This window comes from Pseudomonas sp. DY-1 (assembly GCF_003626975.1).
Classification (GTDB): domain Bacteria; phylum Pseudomonadota; class Gammaproteobacteria; order Pseudomonadales; family Pseudomonadaceae; genus Metapseudomonas.
In genome coordinates this window covers 12,216-32,778 of record NZ_CP032616.1, presented here as the reverse complement: position 1 = coordinate 32,778, position 20,563 = coordinate 12,216, and the positions used below count along the sequence as shown (strand labels likewise).

Sequence of the window (20,563 nt, the reverse complement as noted above, 5' to 3'; positions counted from 1 at the left end):
CGACCATCTAAGCGTTCCCTGCGGTCTCCTGTGCTCTGCACTCGTAGGTTCCCTGCCTGGTTAGAAGACTCGTTCGGTGCTCTGAAAAGCGCCGAACTCCCTCGTCTTTTCTCGACCTAACCGCTTGATAAATAAAGAATTCTAAAAATTCCAGCCTGACATTCGATTGTCATCGAAAGGCGCTTTCCTACTGCCAAGACTTAGAGCGGGCCAAGCCGTTGAGAGGGCTCGCATGACCCATCTGCGCCAGGAGGAAACGACATGAGGCCGGAAACCGCCATCGTCGAGATTCACAGCCAGTACAAGGTTTACACGGAGTTCTACGGCAACCCGGAAGCCAGGGAGACCATCATTCTGGTCAACGGCTCCTTGTCGACGACCGCCTCGTTCGCGCAGACAGTGAAATACCTGCAACCGCACTTCAACGTGGTGCTCTTCGACGAGCCCTATGCCGGCCAGTCCAAGCCGCATAACGACAACTCGCGCTTCATCGGCAAGGAAACCGAGGCCGACATTCTCCTCCACCTGATTGAGCACTTCCGGGTGGACTACCTGATGTCCTTCTCCTGGGGCAGCGTCTCCGCCCTCCTCGCCCTGGCCCAGTGCCCGGCACGGATCAAGAAGGCCATCGTCACCTCCTTCTCGCCTATCCTCAACGAGCCGATGATGGACTACCTGACCCGCGGCCTGGATTGCCTGTCGGCCATCGATCGGGACGCCGTGGGCCACCTGGTCAACAACACCATCGGCAAGTACCTGCCGAGCCTGTACCAGCGCTTCAACCACAAACACTGCAGCAGCCTCGACGACCACGAGTACCTGCAAATGCACCACCACGTCTGCCAGGTGCTGAACATGGATTCGCGCTGCTACGTGGACTGCCTGGCCAACGTTGACATCCCGCTGCTGTTCATCAACGGGGACCGCGACGAGTACACCTCCGCCGAGGATGCCCGCCACTTCGCCAAGCACGTGCGCGATTGCCAGTTCGCCACCATCGACAACGCCGGCCACTTCGTCGACGTCGAAACCAAGGCCGCCTGGCTGCAGACCCAGCAAGCCATGCTGGGCTTCCTCAAGGCGCCGGCCACCAAGGGCATGGCTCGCCCGCAGGTTGCCGACTACCAGGCAGTAGCCGTTTGAACGCGTGGCCGCCCGGGCAGGTGCAAGTATTTTCAGTAACTTGTGACTGCCCCGGGCTTCACCTCGCCCGCGCGTTCTGGTAAAAAGAGCACCCTTCGCGGGCGTCGTATAATGGCATTACCTGAGCTTCCCAAGCTCATGACGAGGGTTCGATTCCCTTCGCCCGCTCCAAAATCCCCTGACTAAGCCCCTGATTTATGGGGTTTTTTCGTTTCTGGGGTTTGGTGGTGTCGAAAAAGTGTCGAAATCGACCCGCCTACAGGCTCAGTGAGACAGTGCCTGGATGACGTGTTTGGGGTCATTGTGGATGGCCCGCAGCAGCGCCTTGGCCGGGCCAGTGGGTTCACGCCGACCTTGTTCCCAGTTGCGCAACGTGCCGAGCTGCACATCGATCATGGCCGCAAACTTGGCTTGGGTCAGGCCAGTGGCCTTGCGGATTTCCTTCACCTGCAGCGCGTCCACGGTGAACTCCCGTGAAGGCTTACGCTCGCCACGGTGGATCTCGTCCATTTGCTGGACGCTTTCCAGAAGGTCTTCAAAGAATTTGCTCATGGCGATTACCTCCACCGCTCAATGATTTGCTTGAGCACCTTTCGCTCATCGGCCGACAGATCATCCTTCTCGTTCTTCGGGTAGATCAGCAGCAGTGCAATCTGCGAAGCCGAAGTGAAGTGGTAGTAGATGACCCTGGACCCGCCCCGCTTACCGTGTCCACCCGAGGCGACACGCACTTTGCGAATACCTCCGGTGCCTTCGATCACGTCGCCCATATCCGGCCGCTCGGCCAACTGGCGCTGAAACGCCGCATAGCTGTCGTCGCTGAGCAACTCACGCAGACGCTTGGTGAAGATCGGAGTCTCAATAAAGATCATCGCCGATAGTACGCCACTGGCGTATCCCCTTCAATTGACTCGGTCATTGGTTAGCAGGCGGTAGAGTGAAATCGGCCATCGGCCCAAGCCTGATCGCATCATGCAAATGCTCGGGAGCCAGGTGTGCGTAGCGCATCGTCATGCTCAGCGAGGCATGCCCCAGGATCTCCTTCAACGTCACAATGTGCCCGCCACCCATGATGAAGTGGGCAGCGAAGGTGTGACGCAGAATGTGGCTCGACTGGCCCTTGGGCGGGTTGATCGAGGTTTCGAGAAGCACCTTGCGGAACACGCCGATGCAGTTGCTGAACGGGCCATGCTCACGCCAGTGCTTTTGCATCGACTCCACCAGGGACGGAGCCACCGGGACTGCCCTCACTCGCTTCGACTTGGTGTTAGCGAAGGTTATGACGCCCGAGCCGATCCTTTCCGGGGTCAAAGCCTGCGCCTCGCCCCATCGTGCTCCCGTCGATAGGCAGATCAGCGCGACCATGTAGGTATGCGGCGCCGTGTCCCGAGTGCGTAGCGCTTCCAGCAGCTCGGCTATCTGCGGCTTGGTCAGGTAGGCCAGCGGCCGTTCCTGCAAGCGGACGGGCTGGATACGGCTGAACGGGCACGGGTAGTCGATCACATCCAGCTTGTACAGCTCGTTGTACACCGCCTTGAGGTAGCCCAGCCGGTTGTTCGCCGTCTTGCCCTTCACACCTTTCGCCATCCACTTGGCACGGATCGACGCAACATGGGCGCCTTCGACAGATCGCGCTATTGGGTCACCCATGCTCTGAGCGGTGGTCTTGAGAATGGCAAAGCGGCGATGGCCATCCGTGAGGGAGACCCCGTGCAACTCATACCAGAGCTGAACCAGCTCGGAGAGACGGCGACGATCCTTGGGTTTGGGGCTCCAGTTGGGCGTTTCGATGCACTTGGATCGGCAGGTCGCTTCGAAGCGCTGGGCCTCGCCCTTGGTCTTCAGCGTCTTGCGGAATCGCTTGCCCTTGATTGGCTCCACATCGACTCGCCAACGACCATCGGACAACTGAACGATGGCCACTACACCGCCCTCCCCCACCGGATATGGCGTTCCTCCAGCAGGTCCTTGATGTGCTTGTAGATGTCGTTCTCGCTCATCTCCTTGGCGGCGTAGTGATCCCGAATGACCGGCCAGCATTCCCAGGTTTGCAGCCGATCAAATGCCTTTTTTGCGCCCACCCGCTCCCTTGCCAGTAGGCTGACGAAGTTTCCCAAGAACAGCTCCACGTTCTTCCCGGAAAAGCCCCGGCTGGTCTTGTGGTAGCGCTTGTACTCGGTTTCCTCCAGCAGCGAGTCCACCGGCAGATCGACCACCACGTCATTGCGGATCAGCGACCAGATCGGCTCGAAATAGCCAGGACGGGCCAGCAGCTTGAATTGCCCCAGGCCGTACCGCCACAGGCCGTCCAGATGCCCGGAGAAGGCTTCGAAGGTCTTGGTTTCGATGGCCTGACCGGAGCGGGCGTCAATCGAGCCAGAGGCGAACTGCTGGACGATGGAGTGGTGATAGCGCAGTTCGATCCGCCACACGTCCTGCTCTGGGTCGTAGTTGAGCGGGTCGTCATCGCAGAAGGAGTCGCGGCGCTTCCAGACCTCTTCCCAGTAATCCAGCTTGTCGGTGGCCCGGGCCTGCTCGGTCTTGTTGTACAGGCAGAGCTGGATACCGCTGGCCGAGCCGAACATGTAGGTTTCGCCGCGTCCGTAGACGCTGGACTTGGTGTCCCACTGGATTTCGTTGATGCCGGAAATGTCGCGGTGCGTCCGGGCGCGACAGTGCATGCGGGCGACGAAATCGGCGGGCGGGGTCCAGTTCTGGAGATCCAGGGCCAGATGCACGGCACACTGGTTCACCTCGACATGGGACAGCAGGTGTTCGGCGTAGTGATCCATTCGGGCCTGGAGGCGTTCCGGGCTGAGGGCATCGATGGCATGCGGCGACACCTCGATCTTCACGTGAGGGCCGAGGCTGTCCACCTTCACGTTGAAGTTCTTCACCAGCAGAATGAAGCCGAGGTCCGCATTCTGGAGCTTGTACTGGTAGCCCGAATCCTTGCCCACTCGCCCGGCATGCCACCGCTCACCGGCGAAATCGACGATGGTGCCGGGGTTGTCGAACAGCTCGATCACGCCAGGACGGATCAGCCCACGATAGAGCTGGCGGACGGTATCCACGCCACAGCGGAGCAAACGGACGTTGCTCAAATCGACCATCCGCATGGTGTGTGGATCGAAAAAGACACGCCCCTTCGGGTCTTCATTGAACAGCGGATCAACCCGCAACAGGTCCTTCGCCTTCATTTTCCAATCTCCATTACTTGCCGGTATTTGCCGTTTCGAAACTGTTTTGTCTGACGTGTTACAGGGCCGTCAGCCCCGCGGCCTTTTGCGCGGTGCTCGCAAGCTCGCATCCGGGCAAAAAGGCCGCGGCGAAGGGCCCTGTGAGGGTCACAGCCAAGCGATCGATCACCACAGGAACTCCCCCTTCACATAGGGCACTTGGGTAACGCGTACCTGCTTGGGTGGCGCATCGGGGCCGAAAGGCGGTACCTGGGCGGGGCCGGTGGTGGGCGGCGGATTGGCCCTGGCGTTCTCCAGCGATTGCCGGTCCGGCAGGCTGGCGTCGAAGAAGCCGTAGGTGGCCGCGTTGAAGCAGAAGTCGAAGGAGGTCGCCACGCGGGTGGCCTGCTGGCTGTAGCACTGGCAGGAGACGCCATCCTTCACCGTGTCCGGGGGACGCTTGGCCACCAGGAAGGGGTCCGAGGTGGACAGGCAGTACATCCGGGGATGGCTCACCGGTTTGGTCAGTTCGTCGTACACCGGCGCCGAGGATGGAATATCAGGAATCCTCGGTTCGCGGCTGGCCAGGTACTGCGCCTTGGTCTTGGGTGCCGCCGTGGCCTCGGGCGCCAACACCGAATCCACCTTGTCGCTGACCTTGTCCACCAGGGACTTTTCTGCCGCCGCAGGGCTGGCCTGGTCCTGCAAGGCGCCTTCCTTGTAGCGTTCCACTGCGCGGAAGACCAAGCCCGCCGCCACGACGATCACCAGCGAGGCGAGCAGGAATTTCTTCGGCAGCTTGACCTTGAAGTGGTGGCCCGCGTTGGCGCTCTGGTAGACGTCGAAGAAACGCCGGTCGATTTTCACCGGCTGCTTGTCGGCGTCCTTGAAGGCGGTTTTCTTTTCCACCTCCTCGATGACGAACTGCGATTCGAAGCGCAGCAGCTGGGCCGACTTGAACACCCGCACGAAGTGGATATGCCCATCGGCGAGACGGCGCGCGTGCACATCCAGGAAGCGCGGGTCCTGGGTGATCAGGTGCAGCTCGTGACCGTTCTTGCGGATCAACTCCAGGCGGCTGACGTGCTCGGGAATCGGTTTGCGCGGATCGCGAACGCCGAACATGGGCACCGCCGCCGAGCCCTGGGCTTCGTCCACGACGATGATGGCGTCGGCGGGCAGCTCATACCATTTGGTGGCGTCATCGAACTCGAACCAGGCCGCCTGCAGCTTCTCCGGTTTGAGCCCGGTGACGTTGTGGTAGTAGACGACGCGGCCCGCCTTGAAGGCTTTCTCATCGATTTCGCGGATGGCGTTGAGGGTCTTGCCATGACCGGGCTTGCCGGTCCTCAGAATGATCATGGGAGCGGCTCCTTACGCTTCAATCGAGCTGCCGCCAGGGGCGCGCCAGACTTGCTTGCGTTTGAGGTCTGCGGCCTTGTCCAGACCGGACAGGACCATGCGGGTGGTGATGGCGGACAGGTAGATGTTCACGATCACGTCGAACTTCGCCATGCCGAGCATCTGCTGGACGATCACGCCGCTGCTGCCCACCCGGCTCATGATGTAGGACTCGGCCCCGTTGAGCGCGATGTTGTAGCCGACGTAGGTGACGAAGCCGACGCCGAGCATGCGCAGCACCAGGCGCACGGCGGGGCCGATGATCATCATGATGAGCTGGGCGATGAAGAGGAATTGCATCAGGCACCTCCAAAGGCTCGGCCCACGTAGAGCGCCGCCGCAACGGCAGCAATGGCCACGAGGACATAGGACAGGTCGTTGACCGCCGCGCAGAGCGGTTCAAAGGACAGCGAGAAGCTGCGGCCACCCAGGGTTTGCAGGTTGAGCGACTGGTCCGCTGGACAGGTGCCGGACGGGAGCCAGCGGGCCCCGGAGTCGATGAAGGACGGCACCTGGAGTTGCGGCGATTCGGGGTTGCCGGGATCGGCGTCGGCGAGGAAGCCTTCGATATCGTCCTTGTGCGCCGCGAAGTCGTTCAGTTCTTCAGCCGCGCACTTCTGCTCCTTTTCCTGCCGCAGAATCGCGCACTGAATAGCATCCCCTTCGCACGCCACGGTTTCCGTACAGGCCAGGCCGGTCGCTACCGACTCGTCTTCTTCCTTCTCTTCTTTCTCCTTGTCCTTGTCGTCCTGCGATTTGCCGTCGCCGTCCTTGCAGCCGGAGCCGGTGCAGGTGGAGGACTCATCGCCCTTGCTGCCGTCGGCGTTGGTGTGGCTGACGGAGGTGTTGTTGGTCACGCTGGTGGTGCAGGACTTAGTGCCGGAGCAGTTGGTCGTAGTGGTGGTTTCGCTGGTGGTGGTGGTCTTGGAGCCGTCCGGGTTGGTGACCTCGGTGATTTCTTTTTCGGTCTCGGTCTTCTGCTGCGAGGGCGACGGGCTGTTGGGAATGCACACGGTTTCGCCGTTAACCTGGCCCCGGTCGCAGGAGCCGGGATTGGTGTATTCGCTGCTGGTCTGGCAGGTCATATGCACCCGCCCTTCTCCGTCGGTCACCTTGTCGGTGCAGCTGGACTCGGATTTGGATTGCGCCTCCAGGGAGGACGGGCCCTTGTTAGGGCTGTCTTCGGCGCTACAGGACACGCCGTTGCCCTTGTACGAGAACAGGCCGAACACGCCATTGGGCGTGCCATCGACGAAGCGGTAGACGTTGGTGGGTCCGGCGCTGTCCCAGGCGTACTGGCAGGAACCCTGGCAGACCACGCCGGGAGGGTCGGTGCGGCCACCGATGGCACCACCTCCGGTGTAGTCGCCCATGCGGTGTTCGTGGGAGAGGTTCTGGCCGATGGTGGCTTCACAGGGATCGGGTTCCGGCTCCGGGGGGGTCCCCGAACACTGACCGAGCTCGTTGTAGAACAGTTGCCCTGCCGGGCAATAACCCACGGCGAGCGACCGGTAGGTGTAGCGCGACTCCCCATTCGGCCCGTAGTAGAAACACCCTGTATCAACGCCGTTGAGCTCTTGAAACGAAATGCCAACAGCGGCGCCATAGGCAGCACAGGACTCAGCAGGGTTCGATCGGAGGCTAGCCGTCAGCTGTCCGGTCACGTAATAGGCCGAGGTGCCGGTGCCGGCAGATGCTTGAGGGCTAAAGACGCCCGAAAAACACCAGGTAAAAAGCCACGCAGCAAAGGGCCAGATAAAACGCCGGATAGTCGAAGGACATGGGTTCACCATCTCGCTACTCGCCCTGTGGAAAAGAAAGGCCCGGCGAACCGGGCCCATGGAACGGACACCGGCCTTACAGGGCGCGGCGCATGTACTTGAACGCAGCCGCCGCGACGAGGACGCCGAACACGGCCCAGCCGATGGTCCCGACGTCGGTCCCAGCGGTGGTCAGTGCGGTGGTGGCCTCGGTCGGCACCGCGGCATGGACGGCACTGCCGACGACAGCGGCGGCGGTGCCAACGGCAGCGGAGATGCGGGAACGCAGTTGCTTGATACGCATGGTGTGAATCCTCACAGCAGTTTCTTCAGGAGAAGGAAGGCAAAGACCCCGGCGAACAGGATGAGCACCTCATCCTTGAGCGCCTGGGCGTCCTCCCACGTAAGCCCGGACCCTTGATCCAGCGAGGCCCGGAATTCCTCCACCGTGAGCGCCGAGAGTTGCCCGGTGCAGACGATCTCGCCGCCTGCGCCCTGGCCCCACTCACCGTCACAGAGGATGAAATTCACGCCGTGTGCTCCAGCACCTGGGCCGGTAGCGGCTGTTCGCAGCCACCGGGGCAGGTGTGTTCATGGAGTTGCGGCAGGAGGTCGGACGCCGGGGCCGGTTGATTCCAGAGCTGGCCCATCGGTCGCCCGCAGCGGTCACACACGACGCGATCCAGAATCACCATGGCGGCGCCCTCCCCCGGTTAGGACTTGGCCGGCTCGCTCGAAGGCTGAGCGGCAGGCTGCGACTGGCGGGAGCCTTGCGAGGTCGGACGCGGCTTGGCCGACTCGATGTGCAGGGCGAGGTTCTTGCCCTTGTTCTGGCCGCCCCGGTCCACCTCGAAGGTGATGCGGACCATTTCCAGCGGGGAGAACTGAGCGCCAGCGGCGAACACCTCATCCGCGTAATCGTCGGCCACCGCCATGCCGATGATGGAGAGGCCGTGCTCGGTCTTGCCGTCCGGCTCATCGCCGTAGAAGACCTTCACGTACTTGGCGCCTTCCATTTCGGTTTTTTGGGTGCCCAGGAATGCAACTTCCATGATTGAACGTGCCATTTGTGTTTCCTCACTTGGGTGCGCGACATGCGCGGTTTGCCTTTCAGCAGGCCGAGCGATCCCACACAGGCGAACTCTTGTTTTCGCCCGAGTGCTGTCTCGGTCTACCGGGGGTTAAAAACGTGGGCCTGCGCGGCCGGTTACTGGGTCAACACCAAGGGCTTTGCCCTTGTCATCCCACTCTTGCCGCCGAGGGCTCGGGAGCGCGGGGCGGTGGAGCTGCCCCTCTCTCCCCAGCCGAGGCTTTTCAGGGCGGGGCGCGGTCAAGGGTGCGCTCCGCCCGGCGCTCCGTTTGACCGAACGGTGAAGCGTGTTCGGACAAGCCGGTGCGGCGGCCCTGGACCGGGGCGAGTCCGGCGCGGGGGCGGCGGCGTGGGAGAAGCCCGAGGGCCTTGGCCAGCCGGAAGGTCAGCCAGGCGAACAGGGCCACGACCACGACGATGAATTGGGCGTCAGTCATGGCTCAGTCCTCGAACGGCTCGTAGATGGGCACGAAGGGCGTGGGCTTGCCGCTGTCGTACACAACGTTCCAGTACTTCGGGGCGCGGCGGGCGGGCCTGTGTTTCTCGCAGAACGAGGCCGGCTGGCAGACCCAGCGCCCAGCGACCTTGGATATCTGCGCGGGGCGGCAGTGCTCGCAGGACATGGACCGGGAGGGCGCGCTCTTCGCCAGTTCGCGACGGGACCAGCAGACAGAGCAGTCGCAGTTGGCGGCGTGGGCGAGGCGGCGGTAGCGGTCGAGTGTGTTCATGGTTCACGCCGTCCACTCCTTTTCCAGTAACTGCTGGGTCAGGAGCGCCACGTTGACCATCACGTACTTGCCCACCTTGTGCGACGGGATGTAGCCGTTGCGAATCCAGCCCCACACCACGTCGTGGTCGTTGCCCATGCGAATCCAGTCCGCGAATTCGCGCCAGGGCATTACCGGGGGCGGGCTGAGCAGGTCTTTGAGTGACAGGTCGAAGCGTTCCCTTTCCATTGCCTAGCGCTCCTTTGCTCGGGAATGAAGGTCGATGAAACGGGCCAGTGCGGCGGAGTCGGCCTGGGTGATCGCAGCGACGGCTTTTTGCTTGTAGCCGGCCAGGGCGTAGCGGCATGCGTTGGCGGCCAGAGTCATCAGGCGGATGTACTGGTCCGCATTTACGCAGCGGGCAATGCGATGCATCAGCACCAGTTGGTGGAAGAGCACCAGTGCGGACAGAGAGGCGCTTGGCTCGGAGTAGCGGATGGAGAGCAGAAGCGAACGCAGGCAGGCGGTGAGGTGAGCATTCATGCCGTCCACTCCTGCTCCAGGAGCCAGGTGCGGAGCATGGCGCTGTTGACCATGCGGCGCTTGCCCAGCTTCACGGTGGGCAGCACACCCTTCATGGCCCAGGCCCGGACAACGCCGTATGCGACGCCGTTGCGTTCGGCCCAGCTCTCGATGGTTTCAACGTCCTGTTGCGGGCCGATCAGCGCGCGCGGGTCAAGCTCTTCCAGTTCCATGGTTGTTCCGTCACTATTCGTTGCAATGCAAGCGATTCGCCTTTAATTGATCCAATATGGATCAACCTGAAACGAATAATACAGAAACAAATCCATTTTGGATAGATAACATATAGATCATTTCGTTATGATAAAGGCTCGCGTTATAGAAATTTTGAAAAGCTCCGGCATCCGCCTACCGGAGCTTGAAGAGCGGACGGGAATCAGCCGCTATACCTGGAACAATCTGAAGAACCCTGCCCGCAAGAGGGAGATCAAAGAAGAGGAGATTCTGGCTATCGCCAAAGTGTTCCCTCAATACAGGTGGTGGATGCTGACTGGTGAAGTTGCTCCAGAAATGGGCCAAACCAGTCCTGATTACGATGCAGCGCATTCAAACTTGCCAAATCAAAGCGCGGGATAGCAATTACTAAAGAAGTGACTAGGCGATGGTATGCCCAAGCAAGACGCGAACAAGGATGAAATAATTGAAATTTGTGCACACTCACGAACATATGCCCTTAAATAACCAAGGCTAATTTTTAAAATTAACAGGGAACGCCATGAAAGTCGCATCTCATCTTAGAGACTTAAGAATCAATGCTACCAATACCCTTATAGAAATGGAGATTGGGGAGTATGTTGGGATAATAAAAGGAGTCTTGGAAAACAACGTATTCCAGAGAAAAAGAGTACGCTCATCTAAAACTGTATACTCACTCCTTAAGCACGACCTGATGAGACAGTGCGTTATTCCACCGGTGGTATTAGCACTAACCACCACCATAAAAGATTATGACGAGAGCATTCCAGACGACGAAGGCAGATTCCTCGACGAGGTTATGCAAAACGCTTCAAACCTTGTGATTCTAGATGGACTACAGCGAACCTATACAATTCTCGACCTTCTCACCGAACTAACCGAAAAGAATGACATTGATACTCTAGAAAGCGTTCGTCGATCCAAAATACGGGTGGAGCTATATGTTGGCCTGAATCGCCTTGGGATTCTCTATCGAATGCTGACGCTTAATACCGGACAGACTCCAATGTCTTTGCGCCAGCAGATTGAAATTCTTTACCTTGACTATATCGAGACAGGAATAGATGGCGTTGAATTACTCCGAGAGAACGACAACAAGGTCGCATCCAGAATCAACCAGTACAACTTTAAGGACGTAGTAGAAGGGTTTAACGCCTACCTGGACAGAGATGAACTTCCAATAGAAAAGGCGGACATACTGGAAAACATTAACAGCCTTGAAAAACTCTCGAAAGAGAACCAAGGTACAGAGCTTTTTGAAAAGTACCTGGAGACACTGCATCACCTTGTCACGAAACTAGAAGAAATCTGCGGAGACTGCGAACTTTCTGAAGATTACTTGGAAAAAAATAATTCTCCCTTTGCAAAAAAACCTGTTCAGATCTTTAAAAAGCCGCAGGCCATGTCTGGACTAGGCGCCGCAATTGGAAAGCTAATTGACTTCCAATCTGTAAATAGCGTAGATGAAATTATAGAGATAATAAACACCCTCACCATTGACGATCCAGAGGAATTTCTAGAAGAAACCAACAACTCTTTGGACTGGCTAAAAAACAATGCCAGTAAAATTGGCAACGCCCAAAGAACTTACTTCACATTCTTCTTCAGAGACCTATTCAACAAAGACTCAGAAAGCTACAGAGACCTTACCAAAGCTTCCAAGACTGCTCTTAGGAAGTATCAAGCCCAAAACATGTAAGGTGCACTATGGCTTTTGAGTGTGTGCATCATGGAAAAAGCGTAAAGCTCGTTTACTCAGGATATTCGGAAGGACACCACACTGTATCCTTCGAAGAGGACCACGAACTTAGCTTCCAGATCTTTACGCCATTGACACTAATTGACGATTTTAAGGATAAGGAATTTGAGGTGCATTTCCTCCTCCGAAAAGGAGTCAAGGAAAATGACATATTTATCACGCACCTCAAAAAAGAATCGGACGAGCCTCGAATTGGCTGGTGCATCCCGATAAATGCGCTAGAGTCTTCGCTTCATAGTTACGCCAGCAGCCCTCACTTCTTGCGTTACGCATACAAAGCAATCGAACTGATCATCAACTCCTCGTTTGACGACATATACACTGAAAGACCAGACATCAGCGGAGATGAAAACATACGACTCTCAAAATTCTTTCATCCAGACACTGTAATCCTCGTTATTAGCAAGGAGACCCTGAATGGAGAAGGATTTGATATTAGCCGAGCAATACCATCCCTTATGAAATACGGCTTTAGTCCACTCACAATCAAAAACCCTGACCTCTCGCACTTTCATGCAAATCTGCCAGATGGCGACAAACTAAAATTACACTACATATCTGAAGAAGTTGAAAACAGCCACGTAATTTCATCCATCATGGGCAATCTCTTTCCATACGAAAACAATCCTGCATTTTGCTTCTTCTATGTCTATCAGGTCTTTGAGTTATTACTAGAAAACATCCTGAAGCATGAACAAGAAGCAGTGATAGATAATCTGTTCGCTTCGAAAGCTGACCCCTCAGCGACGAAGGACATACTGCGAGAGCTTCAAGTACTCAGCTCTGAAAAGGAGAGGATAAAGCTGCTCATCAATGAATATGCCAACTGTGCTGGCTCACTAGCAGACCTCAAAACTCAATGTGACTCATTCCTGGGCGGAGTTGCAAAGAAGACCGGAGTAAATTTCGAGGAATTCTTCTACCCAGTTAGAAATTTCATTTTTCATCAATTTAGAAATCTACCACCAACGCAAGAACAGACCCTCTCAAAAATCAATTCATCTACGATTGAATTTCTTCCAGAACTCTTGTTCAAGTTCAAAAAAAGGAAGCCAGCTCCAGCTCCAGCTCCAGCTCCAGCTCCAGCTCCAGCTCCAGCTCCAGCTCCAGCTCCAGCTCCAGCTCCTATTATTTAATGGCTGAACCAGATCCTCGAAAACAGGGAGCGAAATAGATTTACCCCCAATTTAAATTCAAAAGAATTGAGCACTGCGCCAATCACTAATTTATTCAACATTCCGTTGATTGGCGCCATGAACACTAGCCAGGACGAGAGAGTTCTTCTACTGCTACTTAATTTCTTGGGCTTGGGCGAAGACTTTGAGTGAGTCCATCATCGTGTCAAGAAACTCGTCTATACCGGAAAAATCGAAGTTCTCATGGAGCCTTGAGGTCTTTTTTAAGGCTCTTTTGCACTTTATATATTCAAGGAACCCACAGTTCTTGGCGAGCATGAGGATGTCTCCATCCAGCATATCGGCAACCTCATTCAGAGACTCACCTTTCTTACTACGCGAGAACGATAGGAGAAAATCCTGAACTTTCCCAGTGGAGATATCAGGAATGATTTCTTTCTCTAACTTTTCCGTATATTGAATTGTGTGAGAAGCAGCCTCTTGGATTCTCTCCTTGCCCCTTAGCTGATAGGCCAGAACAGGTTTTTCACACGCCAATAGTTTCAGGGACTCCTCATAGCCAACCAAAAGCCCCTCATCAATCTCCATTCGTATGGACCCCACCATATTTGACAGATGAGCATAGACCGCCGCTTCAACCAACTCAGCAATAACAGGATCGGCTACTGGAATACCTCTCGCCTCAAACACTTTATTTACCTCCCTCATGAACCCTTCATAAAAACTATTGGGATCAATGAGCGTAGTATTTATGGTGTATCTGATCTCCATAAGATAATAAAGAACAAGACGAGCACTTCGCTTTAGCTCAACTCGCGCCTTAAGAAGGTATCCAACAGAACTTAGAAAGGCGGCAAAAGCAACCCCACAAAACCCGATAATCGCCGCGATAACTTCTGCGCTCATTTACAGACCTCCTCTGTCCCACATTGAGCTATTGCAACGATCCTACCGGAAAGGAAACCCTGCGGCGCGGCGGATGTAACGAAACCCGCGAGGTGTCGAAAATGTGTCGAATACACAGCGACACATAGCAACGAGACAAAGCCTTGGCAGGCCGAGTGATCAGGGCTTTGCACCACTTTGCAACCTACTGCGACCCACCTGAAACGGGTTCGATTCCCTTCGCCCGCTCCAAAATCCCCTGACTAAGCCCCTGATTTATGGGGTTTTTTTCGTTTCTGGGGTTTGGTGGGGTGTCGAAAAAGTGTCGAAATCGACCCGCCTACAGGCTCAGTGAGACAGTGCCTGGATGACGTGTTTGGGGTCATTGTGGATGGCCGCAGCAGCGCCTTGGCCGGGCAGTGGGTTCACGCCGACCTTGTTCCCAGTTGCGCAACGTGCCGAGCTGCACATCGATCATGGCCGCAAACTTGGCTTGGGTCAGGCCAGTGGCCTTGCGGATTTCCTTCACCTGCAGCGCGTCCACGGTGAACTCCCGTGAAGGCTTACGCTCGCCACGGTGGATCTCGTCCATTTGCTGGACGCTTTCCAGAAGGTCTTCAAAGAATTTGCTCATGGCGATTACCTCCACCGCTCAATGATTTGCTTGAGCACCTTTCGCTCATCGGCCGACAGATCATCCTTCTCGTTCTTCGGGTAGATCAGCAGCAGTGCAATCTGCGAAGCCGAAGTGAAGTGGTAGTAGATGACCCTGGACCCGCCCCGCTTACCGTGTCCACCCGAGGCGACACGCACTTTGCGAATACCTCCGGTGCCTTCGATCACGTCGCCCATATCCGGCCGCTCGGCCAACTGGCGCTGAAACGCCGCATAGCTGTCGTCGCTGAGCAACTCACGCAGACGCTTGGTGAAGATCGGAGTCTCAATAAAGATCATCGCCGATAGTACGCCACTGGCGTATCCCCTTCAATTGACTCGGTCATTGGTTAGCAGGCGGTAGAGTGAAATCGGCCATCGGCCCAAGCCTGATCGCATCATGCAAATGCTCGGGAGCCAGGTGTGCGTAGCGCATCGTCATGCTCAGCGAGGCATGCCCCAGGATCTCCTTCAACGTCACAATGTGCCCGCCACCCATGATGAAGTGGGCAGCGAAGGTGTGACGCAGAATGTGGCTCGACTGGCCCTTGGGCGGGTTGATCGAGGTTTCGAGAAGCACCTTGCGGAACACGCCGATGCAGTTGCTGAACGGGCCATGCTCACGCCAGTGCTTTTGCATCGACTCCACCAGGGACGGAGCCACCGGGACTGCCCTCACTCGCTTCGACTTGGTGTTAGCGAAGGTTATGACGCCCGAGCCGATCCTTTCCGGGGTCAAAGCCTGCGCCTCGCCCCATCGTGCTCCCGTCGATAGGCAGATCAGCGCGACCATGTAGGTATGCGGCGCCGTGTCCCGAGTGCGTAGCGCTTCCAGCAGCTCGGCTATCTGCGGCTTGGTCAGGTAGGCCAGCGGCCGTTCCTGCAAGCGGACGGGCTGGATACGGCTGAACGGGCACGGGTAGTCGATCACATCCAGCTTGTACAGCTCGTTGTACACCGCCTTGAGGTAGCCCAGCCGGTTGTTCGCCGTCTTGCCCTTCACACCTTTCGCCATCCACTTGGCACGGATCGACGCAACATGGGCGCCTTCGACAGATCGCGCTATTGGGTCACCCATGCTCTGAGCGGTGGTCTTGAGAATGGCAAAGCGGCGATGGCCATCCGTGAGGGAGACCCCGTGCAACTCATACCAGAGCTGAACCAGCTCGGAGAGACGGCGACGATCCTTGGGTTTGGGGCTCCAGTTGGGCGTTTCGATGCACTTGGATCGGCAGGTCGCTTCGAAGCGCTGGGCCTCGCCCTTGGTCTTCAGCGTCTTGCGGAATCGCTTGCCCTTGATTGGCTCCACATCGACTCGCCAACGACCATCGGACAACTGAACGATGGCCACTACACCGCCCTCCCCCACCGGATATGGCGTTCCTCCAGCAGGTCCTTGATGTGCTTGTAGATGTCGTTCTCGCTCATCTCCTTGGCGGCGTAGTGATCCCGAATGACCGGCCAGCATTCCCAGGTTTGCAGCCGATCAAATGCCTTTTTTGCGCCCACCCGCTCCCTTGCCAGTAGGCTGACGAAGTTTCCCAAGAACAGCTCCACGTTCTTCCCGGAAAAGCCCCGGCTGGTCTTGTGGTAGCGCTTGTACTCGGTTTCCTCCAGCAGCGAGTCCACCGGCAGATCGACCACCACGTCATTGCGGATCAGCGACCAGATCGGCTCGAAATAGCCAGGACGGGCCAGCAGCTTGAATTGCCCCAGGCCGTACCGCCACAGGCCGTCCAGATGCCCGGAGAAGGCTTCGAAGGTCTTGGTTTCGATGGCCTGACCGGAGCGGGCGTCAATCGAGCCAGAGGCGAACTGCTGGACGATGGAGTGGTGATAGCGCAGTTCGATCCGCCACACGTCCTGCTCTGGGTCGTAGTTGAGCGGGTCGTCATCGCAGAAGGAGTCGCGGCGCTTCCAGACCTCTTCCCAGTAATCCAGCTTGTCGGTGGCCCGGGCCTGCTCGGTCTTGTTGTACAGGCAGAGCTGGATACCGCTGGCCGAGCCGAACATGTAGGTTTCGCCGCGTCCGTAGACGCTGGACTTGGTGTCCCACTGGATTTCGTTGATGCCGGAAATGTCGCGGTGCGTCCGGGCGCGACAGTGCATGCGGGCGACGAAATCGGCGGGCGGGGTCCAGTTCTGGAGATCCAGGGCCAGATGCACGGCACACTGGTTCACCTCGACATGGGACAGCAGGTGTTCGGCGTAGTGATCCATTCGGGCCTGGAGGCGTTCCGGGCTGAGGGCATCGATGGCATGCGGCGACACCTCGATCTTCACGTGAGGGCCGAGGCTGTCCACCTTCACGTTGAAGTTCTTCACCAGCAGAATGAAGCCGAGGTCCGCATTCTGGAGCTTGTACTGGTAGCCCGAATCCTTGCCCACTCGCCCGGCATGCCACCGCTCACCGGCGAAATCGACGATGGTGCCGGGGTTGTCGAACAGCTCGATCACGCCAGGACGGATCAGCCCACGATAGAGCTGGCGGACGGTATCCACGCCACAGCGGAGCAAACGGACGTTGCTCAAATCGACCATCCGCATGGTGTGTGGATCGAAAAAGACACGCCCCTTCGGGTCTTCATTGAACAGCGGATCAACCCGCAACAGGTCCTTCGCCTTCATTTTCCAATCTCCATTACTTGCCGGTATTTGCCGTTTCGAAACTGTTTTGTCTGACGTGTTACAGGGCCGTCAGCCCCGCGGCCTTTTGCGCGGTGCTCGCAAGCTCGCATCCGGGCAAAAAGGCCGCGGCGAAGGGCCCTGTGAGGGTCACAGCCAAGCGATCGATCACCACAGGAACTCCCCCTTCACATAGGGCACTTGGGTAACGCGTACCTGCTTGGGTGGCGCATCGGGGCCGAAAGGCGGTACCTGGGCGGGGCCGGTGGTGGGCGGCGGATTGGCCCTGGCGTTCTCCAGCGATTGCCGGTCCGGCAGGCTGGCGTCGAAGAAGCCGTAGGTGGCCGCGTTGAAGCAGAAGTCGAAGGAGGTCGCCACGCGGGTGGCCTGCTGGCTGTAGCACTGGCAGGAGACGCCATCCTTCACCGTGTCCGGGGGACGCTTGGCCACCAGGAAGGGGTCCGAGGTGGACAGGCAGTACATCCGGGGATGGCTCACCGGTTTGGTCAGTTCGTCGTACACCGGCGCCGAGGATGGAATATCAGGAATCCTCGGTTCGCGGCTGGCCAGGTACTGCGCCTTGGTCTTGGGTGCCGCCGTGGCCTCGGGCGCCAACACCGAATCCACCTTGTCGCTGACCTTGTCCACCAGGGACTTTTCTGCCGCCGCAGGGCTGGCCTGGTCCTGCAAGGCGCCTTCCTTGTAGCGTTCCACTGCGCGGAAGACCAAGCCCGCCGCCACGACGATCACCAGCGAGGCGAGCAGGAATTTCTTCGGCAGCTTGACCTTGAAGTGGTGGCCCGCGTTGGCGCTCTGGTAGACGTCGAAGAAACGCCGGTCGATTTTCACCGGCTGCTTGTCGGCGTCCTTGAAGGCGGTTTTCTTTTCCACCTCCTCGATGACGAACTGCGATTCGAAGCGCAGCAGCTGGGCCGACTTGAACACCCGCACGAAGTGGATATGCCCATCGGCGAGACGGCGCGCGTGCACATCCAGGAAGCGCGGGTCCTGGGTGATCAGGTGCAGCTCGTGACCGTTCTTGCGGATCAACTCCAGGCGGCTGACGTGCTCGGGAATCGGTTTGCGCGGATCGCGAACGCCGAACATGGGCACCGCCGCCGAGCCCTGGGCTTCGTCCACGACGATGATGGCGTCGGCGGGCAGCTCATACCATTTGGTGGCGTCATCGAACTCGAACCAGGCCGCCTGCAGCTTCTCCGGTTTGAGCCCGGTGACGTTGTGGTAGTAGACGACGCGGCCCGCCTTGAAGGCTTTCTCATCGATTTCGCGGATGGCGTTGAGGGTCTTGCCATGACCGGGCTTGCCGGTCCTCAGAATGATCATGGGAGCGGCTCCTTACGCTTCAATCGAGCTGCCGCCAGGGGCGCGCCAGACTTGCTTGCGTTTGAGGTCTGCGGCCTTGTCCAGACCGGACAGGACCATGCGGGTGGTGATGGCGGACAGGTAGATGTTCACGATCACGTCGAACTTCGCCATGCCGAGCATCTGCTGGACGATCACGCCGCTGCTGCCCACCCGGCTCATGATGTAGGACTCGGCCCCGTTGAGCGCGATGTTGTAGCCGACGTAGGTGACGAAGCCGACGCCGAGCATGCGCAGCACCAGGCGCACGGCGGGGCCGATGATCATCATGATGAGCTGGGCGATGAAGAGGAATTGCATCAGGCACCTCCAAAGGCTCGGCCCACGTAGAGCGCCGCCGCAACGGCAGCAATGGCCACGAGGACATAGGACAGGTCGTTGACCGCCGCGCAGAGCGGTTCAAAGGACAGCGAGAAGCTGCGGCCACCCAGGGTTTGCAGGTTGAGCGACTGGTCCGCTGGACAGGTGCCGGACGGGAGCCAGCGGGCCCCGGAGTCGATGAAGGACGGCACCTGGAGTTGCGGCGATTCGGGGTTGCCGGGATCGGCGTCGGCGAGGAAGCCTTCGATATCGTCCTTGTGCGCCGCGAAGTCGTTCAGTTCTTCAGCCGCGCACTTCTGCTCCTTTTCCTGCCGCAGAATCGCGCACTGAATAGCATCCCCTTCGCACGCCACGGTTTCCGTACAGGCCAGGCCGGTCGCTACCGACTCGTCTTCTTCCTTCTCTTCTTTCTCCTTGTCCTTGTCGTCCTGCGATTTGCCGTCGCCGTCCTTGCAGCCGGAGCCGGTGCAGGTGGAGGACTCATCGCCCTTGCTGCCGTCGGCGTTGGTGTGGCTGACGGAGGTGTTGTTGGTCACGCTGGTGGTGCAGGACTTAGTGCCGGAGCAGTTGGTCGTAGTGGTGGTTTCGCTGGTGGTGGTGGTCTTGGAGCCGTCCGGGTTGGTGACCTCGGTGATTTCTTTTTCGGTCTCGGTCTTCTGCTGCGAGGGCGACGGGCTGTTGGGAATGCACACGGTTTCGCCGTTAACCTGGCCCCGGTCGCAGGAGCCGGGATTGGTGTATTCGCTGCTGGTCTGGCAGGTCATATGCACCCGCCCTTCTCCGTCGGTCACCTTGTCGGTGCAGCTGGACTCGGATTTGGATTGCGCCTCCAGGGAGGACGGGCCCTTGTTAGGGCTGTCTTCGGCGCTACAGGACACGCCGTTGCCCTTGTACGAGAACAGGCCGAACACGCCATTGGGCGTGCCATCGACGAAGCGGTAGACGTTGGTGGGTCCGGCGCTGTCCCAGGCGTACTGGCAGGAACCCTGGCAGACCACGCCGGGAGGGTCGGTGCGGCCACCGATGGCACCACCTCCGGTGTAGTCGCCCATGCGGTGTTCGTGGGAGAGGTTCTGGCCGATGGTGGCTTCACAGGGATCGGGTTCCGGCTCCGGGGGGGTCCCCGAACACTGACCGAGCTCGTTGTAGAACAGTTGCCCTGCCGGGCAATAACCCACGGCGAGCGACCGGTAGGTGTAGCGCGACTCCCCATTCGGCCCGTAGTAGAAACACCCTGTATCAACGCCGTTGAGCTCTTGAAACGAAATGCCAACAGCGGCGCCATAGGCAGCACAGGACTCAGCAGGGTTCGATCGGAGGCTAGCCGTCAGCTGTCCGGTCACGTAATAGGCCGAGGTGCCGGTGCCGGCAGATGCTTGAGGGCTAAAGACGCCCGAAAAACACCAGGTAAAAAGCCACGCAGCAAAGGGCCAGATAAAACGCCGGATAGTCGAAGGACATGGGTTCACCATCTCGCTACTCGCCCTGTGGAAAAGAAAGGCCCGGCGAACCGGGCCCATGGAACGGACACCGGCCTTACAGGGCGCGGCGCATGTACTTGAACGCAGCCGCCGCGACGAGGACGCCGAACACGGCCCAGCCGATGGTCCCGACGTCGGTCCCAGCGGTGGTCAGTGCGGTGGTGGCCTCGGTCGGCACCGCGGCATGGACGGCACTGCCGACGACAGCGGCGGCGGTGCCAACGGCAGCGGAGATGCGGGAACGCAGTTGCTTGATACGCAT

28 protein-coding genes, 1 tRNA gene and 1 pseudogene are annotated in these 20,563 nt (G+C 58.4%); 5 read left to right on the top strand and 25 right to left on the bottom strand.

Features of this window, described 5'->3' with window-relative positions:
- Nucleotides 1-261 precede the first annotated feature (261 nt).
- Nucleotides 262-1,143, top strand: coding sequence for an alpha/beta fold hydrolase (locus D6Z43_RS00440; protein ID WP_120649760.1), 882 nt, complete (start codon nt 262-264; stop codon nt 1,141-1,143).
- Nucleotides 1,144-1,240: 97 nt separating this feature from the next.
- A tRNA-Gly gene (locus D6Z43_RS00435) sits at nt 1,241-1,314 on the top strand.
- Nucleotides 1,315-1,407: 93 nt separating this feature from the next.
- On the opposite strand, the gene nadS is transcribed toward D6Z43_RS00435, so the two are convergent.
- From nadS to D6Z43_RS00360, 16 genes are all read right to left on the bottom strand, one after another.
- Nucleotides 1,408-1,695 carry a NadS family protein gene (gene nadS / locus D6Z43_RS00430; RefSeq protein ID WP_120649742.1) on the bottom strand — a complete coding sequence of 96 codons (288 nt, stop codon included), beginning with the start codon at nt 1,693-1,695 and terminating at the stop codon, nt 1,408-1,410.
- Between the two features lie 5 nt (nt 1,696-1,700).
- Nucleotides 1,701-2,015 carry a type II toxin-antitoxin system RelE/ParE family toxin gene (locus D6Z43_RS00425; RefSeq protein WP_120649741.1) on the bottom strand — a complete coding sequence of 105 codons (315 nt, stop codon included), beginning with the start codon at nt 2,013-2,015 and terminating at the stop codon, nt 1,701-1,703.
- A gap of 43 nt (nt 2,016-2,058) precedes the next feature.
- On the bottom strand, nt 2,059-3,066 hold the full coding sequence (locus D6Z43_RS00420) for a tyrosine-type recombinase/integrase (RefSeq protein ID WP_256660853.1): 1,008 nt from the start codon (nt 3,064-3,066) through the stop codon (nt 2,059-2,061).
- The gene (locus D6Z43_RS00415) at nt 3,066-4,343 is read right to left on the bottom strand and encodes a hypothetical protein (protein ID WP_120649739.1); all 1,278 of its coding nucleotides are present in this window, start codon (nt 4,341-4,343) and stop codon (nt 3,066-3,068) included. The genes D6Z43_RS00420 and D6Z43_RS00415 overlap by 1 nt, the downstream gene beginning before the upstream one ends.
- Before the next feature lie 165 nt (nt 4,344-4,508).
- A complete protein-coding gene (locus D6Z43_RS00410) occupies nt 4,509-5,684 on the bottom strand; it encodes a zonular occludens toxin domain-containing protein (RefSeq protein WP_120649738.1) in 1,176 nt (391 codons plus the stop codon).
- Nucleotides 5,685-5,696: 12 nt separating this feature from the next.
- On the bottom strand, nt 5,697-6,023 hold the full coding sequence (locus D6Z43_RS00405; RefSeq protein ID WP_120649754.1) for a DUF2523 domain-containing protein: 327 nt from the start codon (nt 6,021-6,023) through the stop codon (nt 5,697-5,699).
- The gene (locus D6Z43_RS00400; RefSeq protein WP_120649753.1) at nt 6,023-7,096 is read right to left on the bottom strand and encodes a virulence factor TspB C-terminal domain-related protein; all 1,074 of its coding nucleotides are present in this window, start codon (nt 7,094-7,096) and stop codon (nt 6,023-6,025) included. Before D6Z43_RS00400 ends, D6Z43_RS00405 begins: the two co-directional genes overlap by 1 nt.
- A gap of 484 nt (nt 7,097-7,580) precedes the next feature.
- Nucleotides 7,581-7,787, bottom strand: a complete 207-nt coding sequence (locus D6Z43_RS00395; RefSeq protein WP_120649752.1) for a major capsid protein — start codon at nt 7,785-7,787, stop codon at nt 7,581-7,583.
- Between the two features lie 11 nt (nt 7,788-7,798).
- Nucleotides 7,799-8,014, bottom strand: coding sequence for a hypothetical protein (locus D6Z43_RS00390; protein WP_120649757.1), 216 nt, complete (start codon nt 8,012-8,014; stop codon nt 7,799-7,801).
- The gene (locus tag D6Z43_RS27745; protein WP_162945785.1) at nt 8,011-8,178 is read right to left on the bottom strand and encodes a hypothetical protein; all 168 of its coding nucleotides are present in this window, start codon (nt 8,176-8,178) and stop codon (nt 8,011-8,013) included. Before D6Z43_RS27745 ends, D6Z43_RS00390 begins: the two co-directional genes overlap by 4 nt.
- 18 nt (nt 8,179-8,196) lie before the next feature.
- On the bottom strand, nt 8,197-8,550 hold the full coding sequence (locus D6Z43_RS00385; protein ID WP_120649751.1) for a hypothetical protein: 354 nt from the start codon (nt 8,548-8,550) through the stop codon (nt 8,197-8,199).
- Nucleotides 8,551-8,797: 247 nt separating this feature from the next.
- Nucleotides 8,798-9,010 carry a hypothetical protein gene (locus D6Z43_RS00380; protein WP_120649750.1) on the bottom strand — a complete coding sequence of 71 codons (213 nt, stop codon included), beginning with the start codon at nt 9,008-9,010 and terminating at the stop codon, nt 8,798-8,800.
- A gap of 3 nt (nt 9,011-9,013) precedes the next feature.
- The gene (locus D6Z43_RS00375) at nt 9,014-9,301 is read right to left on the bottom strand and encodes a DUF5447 family protein (RefSeq protein WP_120649756.1); all 288 of its coding nucleotides are present in this window, start codon (nt 9,299-9,301) and stop codon (nt 9,014-9,016) included.
- A gap of 3 nt (nt 9,302-9,304) precedes the next feature.
- Entirely contained in the window at nt 9,305-9,529 is a 225-nt protein-coding gene (locus tag D6Z43_RS00370) for a DNA-binding protein (RefSeq protein ID WP_120649755.1), read from the bottom strand.
- A gap of 3 nt (nt 9,530-9,532) precedes the next feature.
- Nucleotides 9,533-9,823, bottom strand: coding sequence for a hypothetical protein (locus D6Z43_RS00365; RefSeq protein WP_120649748.1), 291 nt, complete (start codon nt 9,821-9,823; stop codon nt 9,533-9,535).
- Nucleotides 9,820-10,035 (bottom strand): DNA-binding protein, encoded by a 216-nt coding sequence (locus D6Z43_RS00360; RefSeq protein ID WP_120649747.1) that lies wholly within the window; start codon nt 10,033-10,035, stop codon nt 9,820-9,822. Before D6Z43_RS00360 ends, D6Z43_RS00365 begins: the two co-directional genes overlap by 4 nt.
- Nucleotides 10,036-10,162: 127 nt before the next feature.
- Here D6Z43_RS00360 and D6Z43_RS00355 point away from each other — a divergent pair, with 127 nt between their 5' ends.
- From D6Z43_RS00355 to D6Z43_RS00345, 3 genes are all read left to right on the top strand, one after another.
- Complete coding sequence (locus D6Z43_RS00355; protein WP_120649746.1) at nt 10,163-10,438, top strand: helix-turn-helix transcriptional regulator; 276 nt, start codon at nt 10,163-10,165, stop codon at nt 10,436-10,438.
- A 139-nt stretch (nt 10,439-10,577) separates the two neighbouring features.
- A complete protein-coding gene (locus D6Z43_RS00350) occupies nt 10,578-11,756 on the top strand; it encodes a hypothetical protein (RefSeq protein WP_120649745.1) in 1,179 nt (392 codons plus the stop codon).
- An 8-nt stretch (nt 11,757-11,764) separates the two neighbouring features.
- Nucleotides 11,765-12,952 (top strand): hypothetical protein, encoded by a 1,188-nt coding sequence (locus tag D6Z43_RS00345; protein ID WP_120649744.1) that lies wholly within the window; start codon nt 11,765-11,767, stop codon nt 12,950-12,952.
- A 153-nt stretch (nt 12,953-13,105) separates the two neighbouring features.
- On the opposite strand, the gene D6Z43_RS00340 is transcribed toward D6Z43_RS00345, so the two are convergent.
- From D6Z43_RS00340 to D6Z43_RS00300, 9 genes and pseudogenes are all read right to left on the bottom strand, one after another.
- Entirely contained in the window at nt 13,106-13,858 is a 753-nt protein-coding gene (locus D6Z43_RS00340; RefSeq protein ID WP_120649743.1) for a hypothetical protein, read from the bottom strand.
- 327 nt (nt 13,859-14,185) lie between these two features.
- A pseudogene (locus D6Z43_RS00335) lies at nt 14,186-14,471 on the bottom strand (helix-turn-helix domain-containing protein).
- Between the two features lie 5 nt (nt 14,472-14,476).
- Nucleotides 14,477-14,791 carry a type II toxin-antitoxin system RelE/ParE family toxin gene (locus tag D6Z43_RS00330; protein WP_120649741.1) on the bottom strand — a complete coding sequence of 105 codons (315 nt, stop codon included), beginning with the start codon at nt 14,789-14,791 and terminating at the stop codon, nt 14,477-14,479.
- Between the two features lie 43 nt (nt 14,792-14,834).
- Nucleotides 14,835-15,842 (bottom strand): tyrosine-type recombinase/integrase, encoded by a 1,008-nt coding sequence (locus D6Z43_RS00325; protein ID WP_256660853.1) that lies wholly within the window; start codon nt 15,840-15,842, stop codon nt 14,835-14,837.
- Nucleotides 15,842-17,119: a hypothetical protein gene (locus D6Z43_RS00320; protein WP_120649739.1), complete on the bottom strand. Its 1,278-nt coding sequence runs from the start codon at nt 17,117-17,119 to the stop codon at nt 15,842-15,844. Before D6Z43_RS00320 ends, D6Z43_RS00325 begins: the two co-directional genes overlap by 1 nt.
- A gap of 165 nt (nt 17,120-17,284) precedes the next feature.
- Nucleotides 17,285-18,460: a zonular occludens toxin domain-containing protein gene (locus D6Z43_RS00315; protein WP_120649738.1), complete on the bottom strand. Its 1,176-nt coding sequence runs from the start codon at nt 18,458-18,460 to the stop codon at nt 17,285-17,287.
- Nucleotides 18,461-18,472: 12 nt separating this feature from the next.
- Nucleotides 18,473-18,799 (bottom strand): DUF2523 domain-containing protein, encoded by a 327-nt coding sequence (locus D6Z43_RS00310; protein ID WP_120649754.1) that lies wholly within the window; start codon nt 18,797-18,799, stop codon nt 18,473-18,475.
- Nucleotides 18,799-19,872 carry a virulence factor TspB C-terminal domain-related protein gene (locus tag D6Z43_RS00305; protein WP_120649753.1) on the bottom strand — a complete coding sequence of 358 codons (1,074 nt, stop codon included), beginning with the start codon at nt 19,870-19,872 and terminating at the stop codon, nt 18,799-18,801. Before D6Z43_RS00305 ends, D6Z43_RS00310 begins: the two co-directional genes overlap by 1 nt.
- 484 nt (nt 19,873-20,356) lie before the next feature.
- Nucleotides 20,357-20,563, bottom strand: a complete 207-nt coding sequence (locus D6Z43_RS00300) for a major capsid protein (protein WP_120649752.1) — start codon at nt 20,561-20,563, stop codon at nt 20,357-20,359.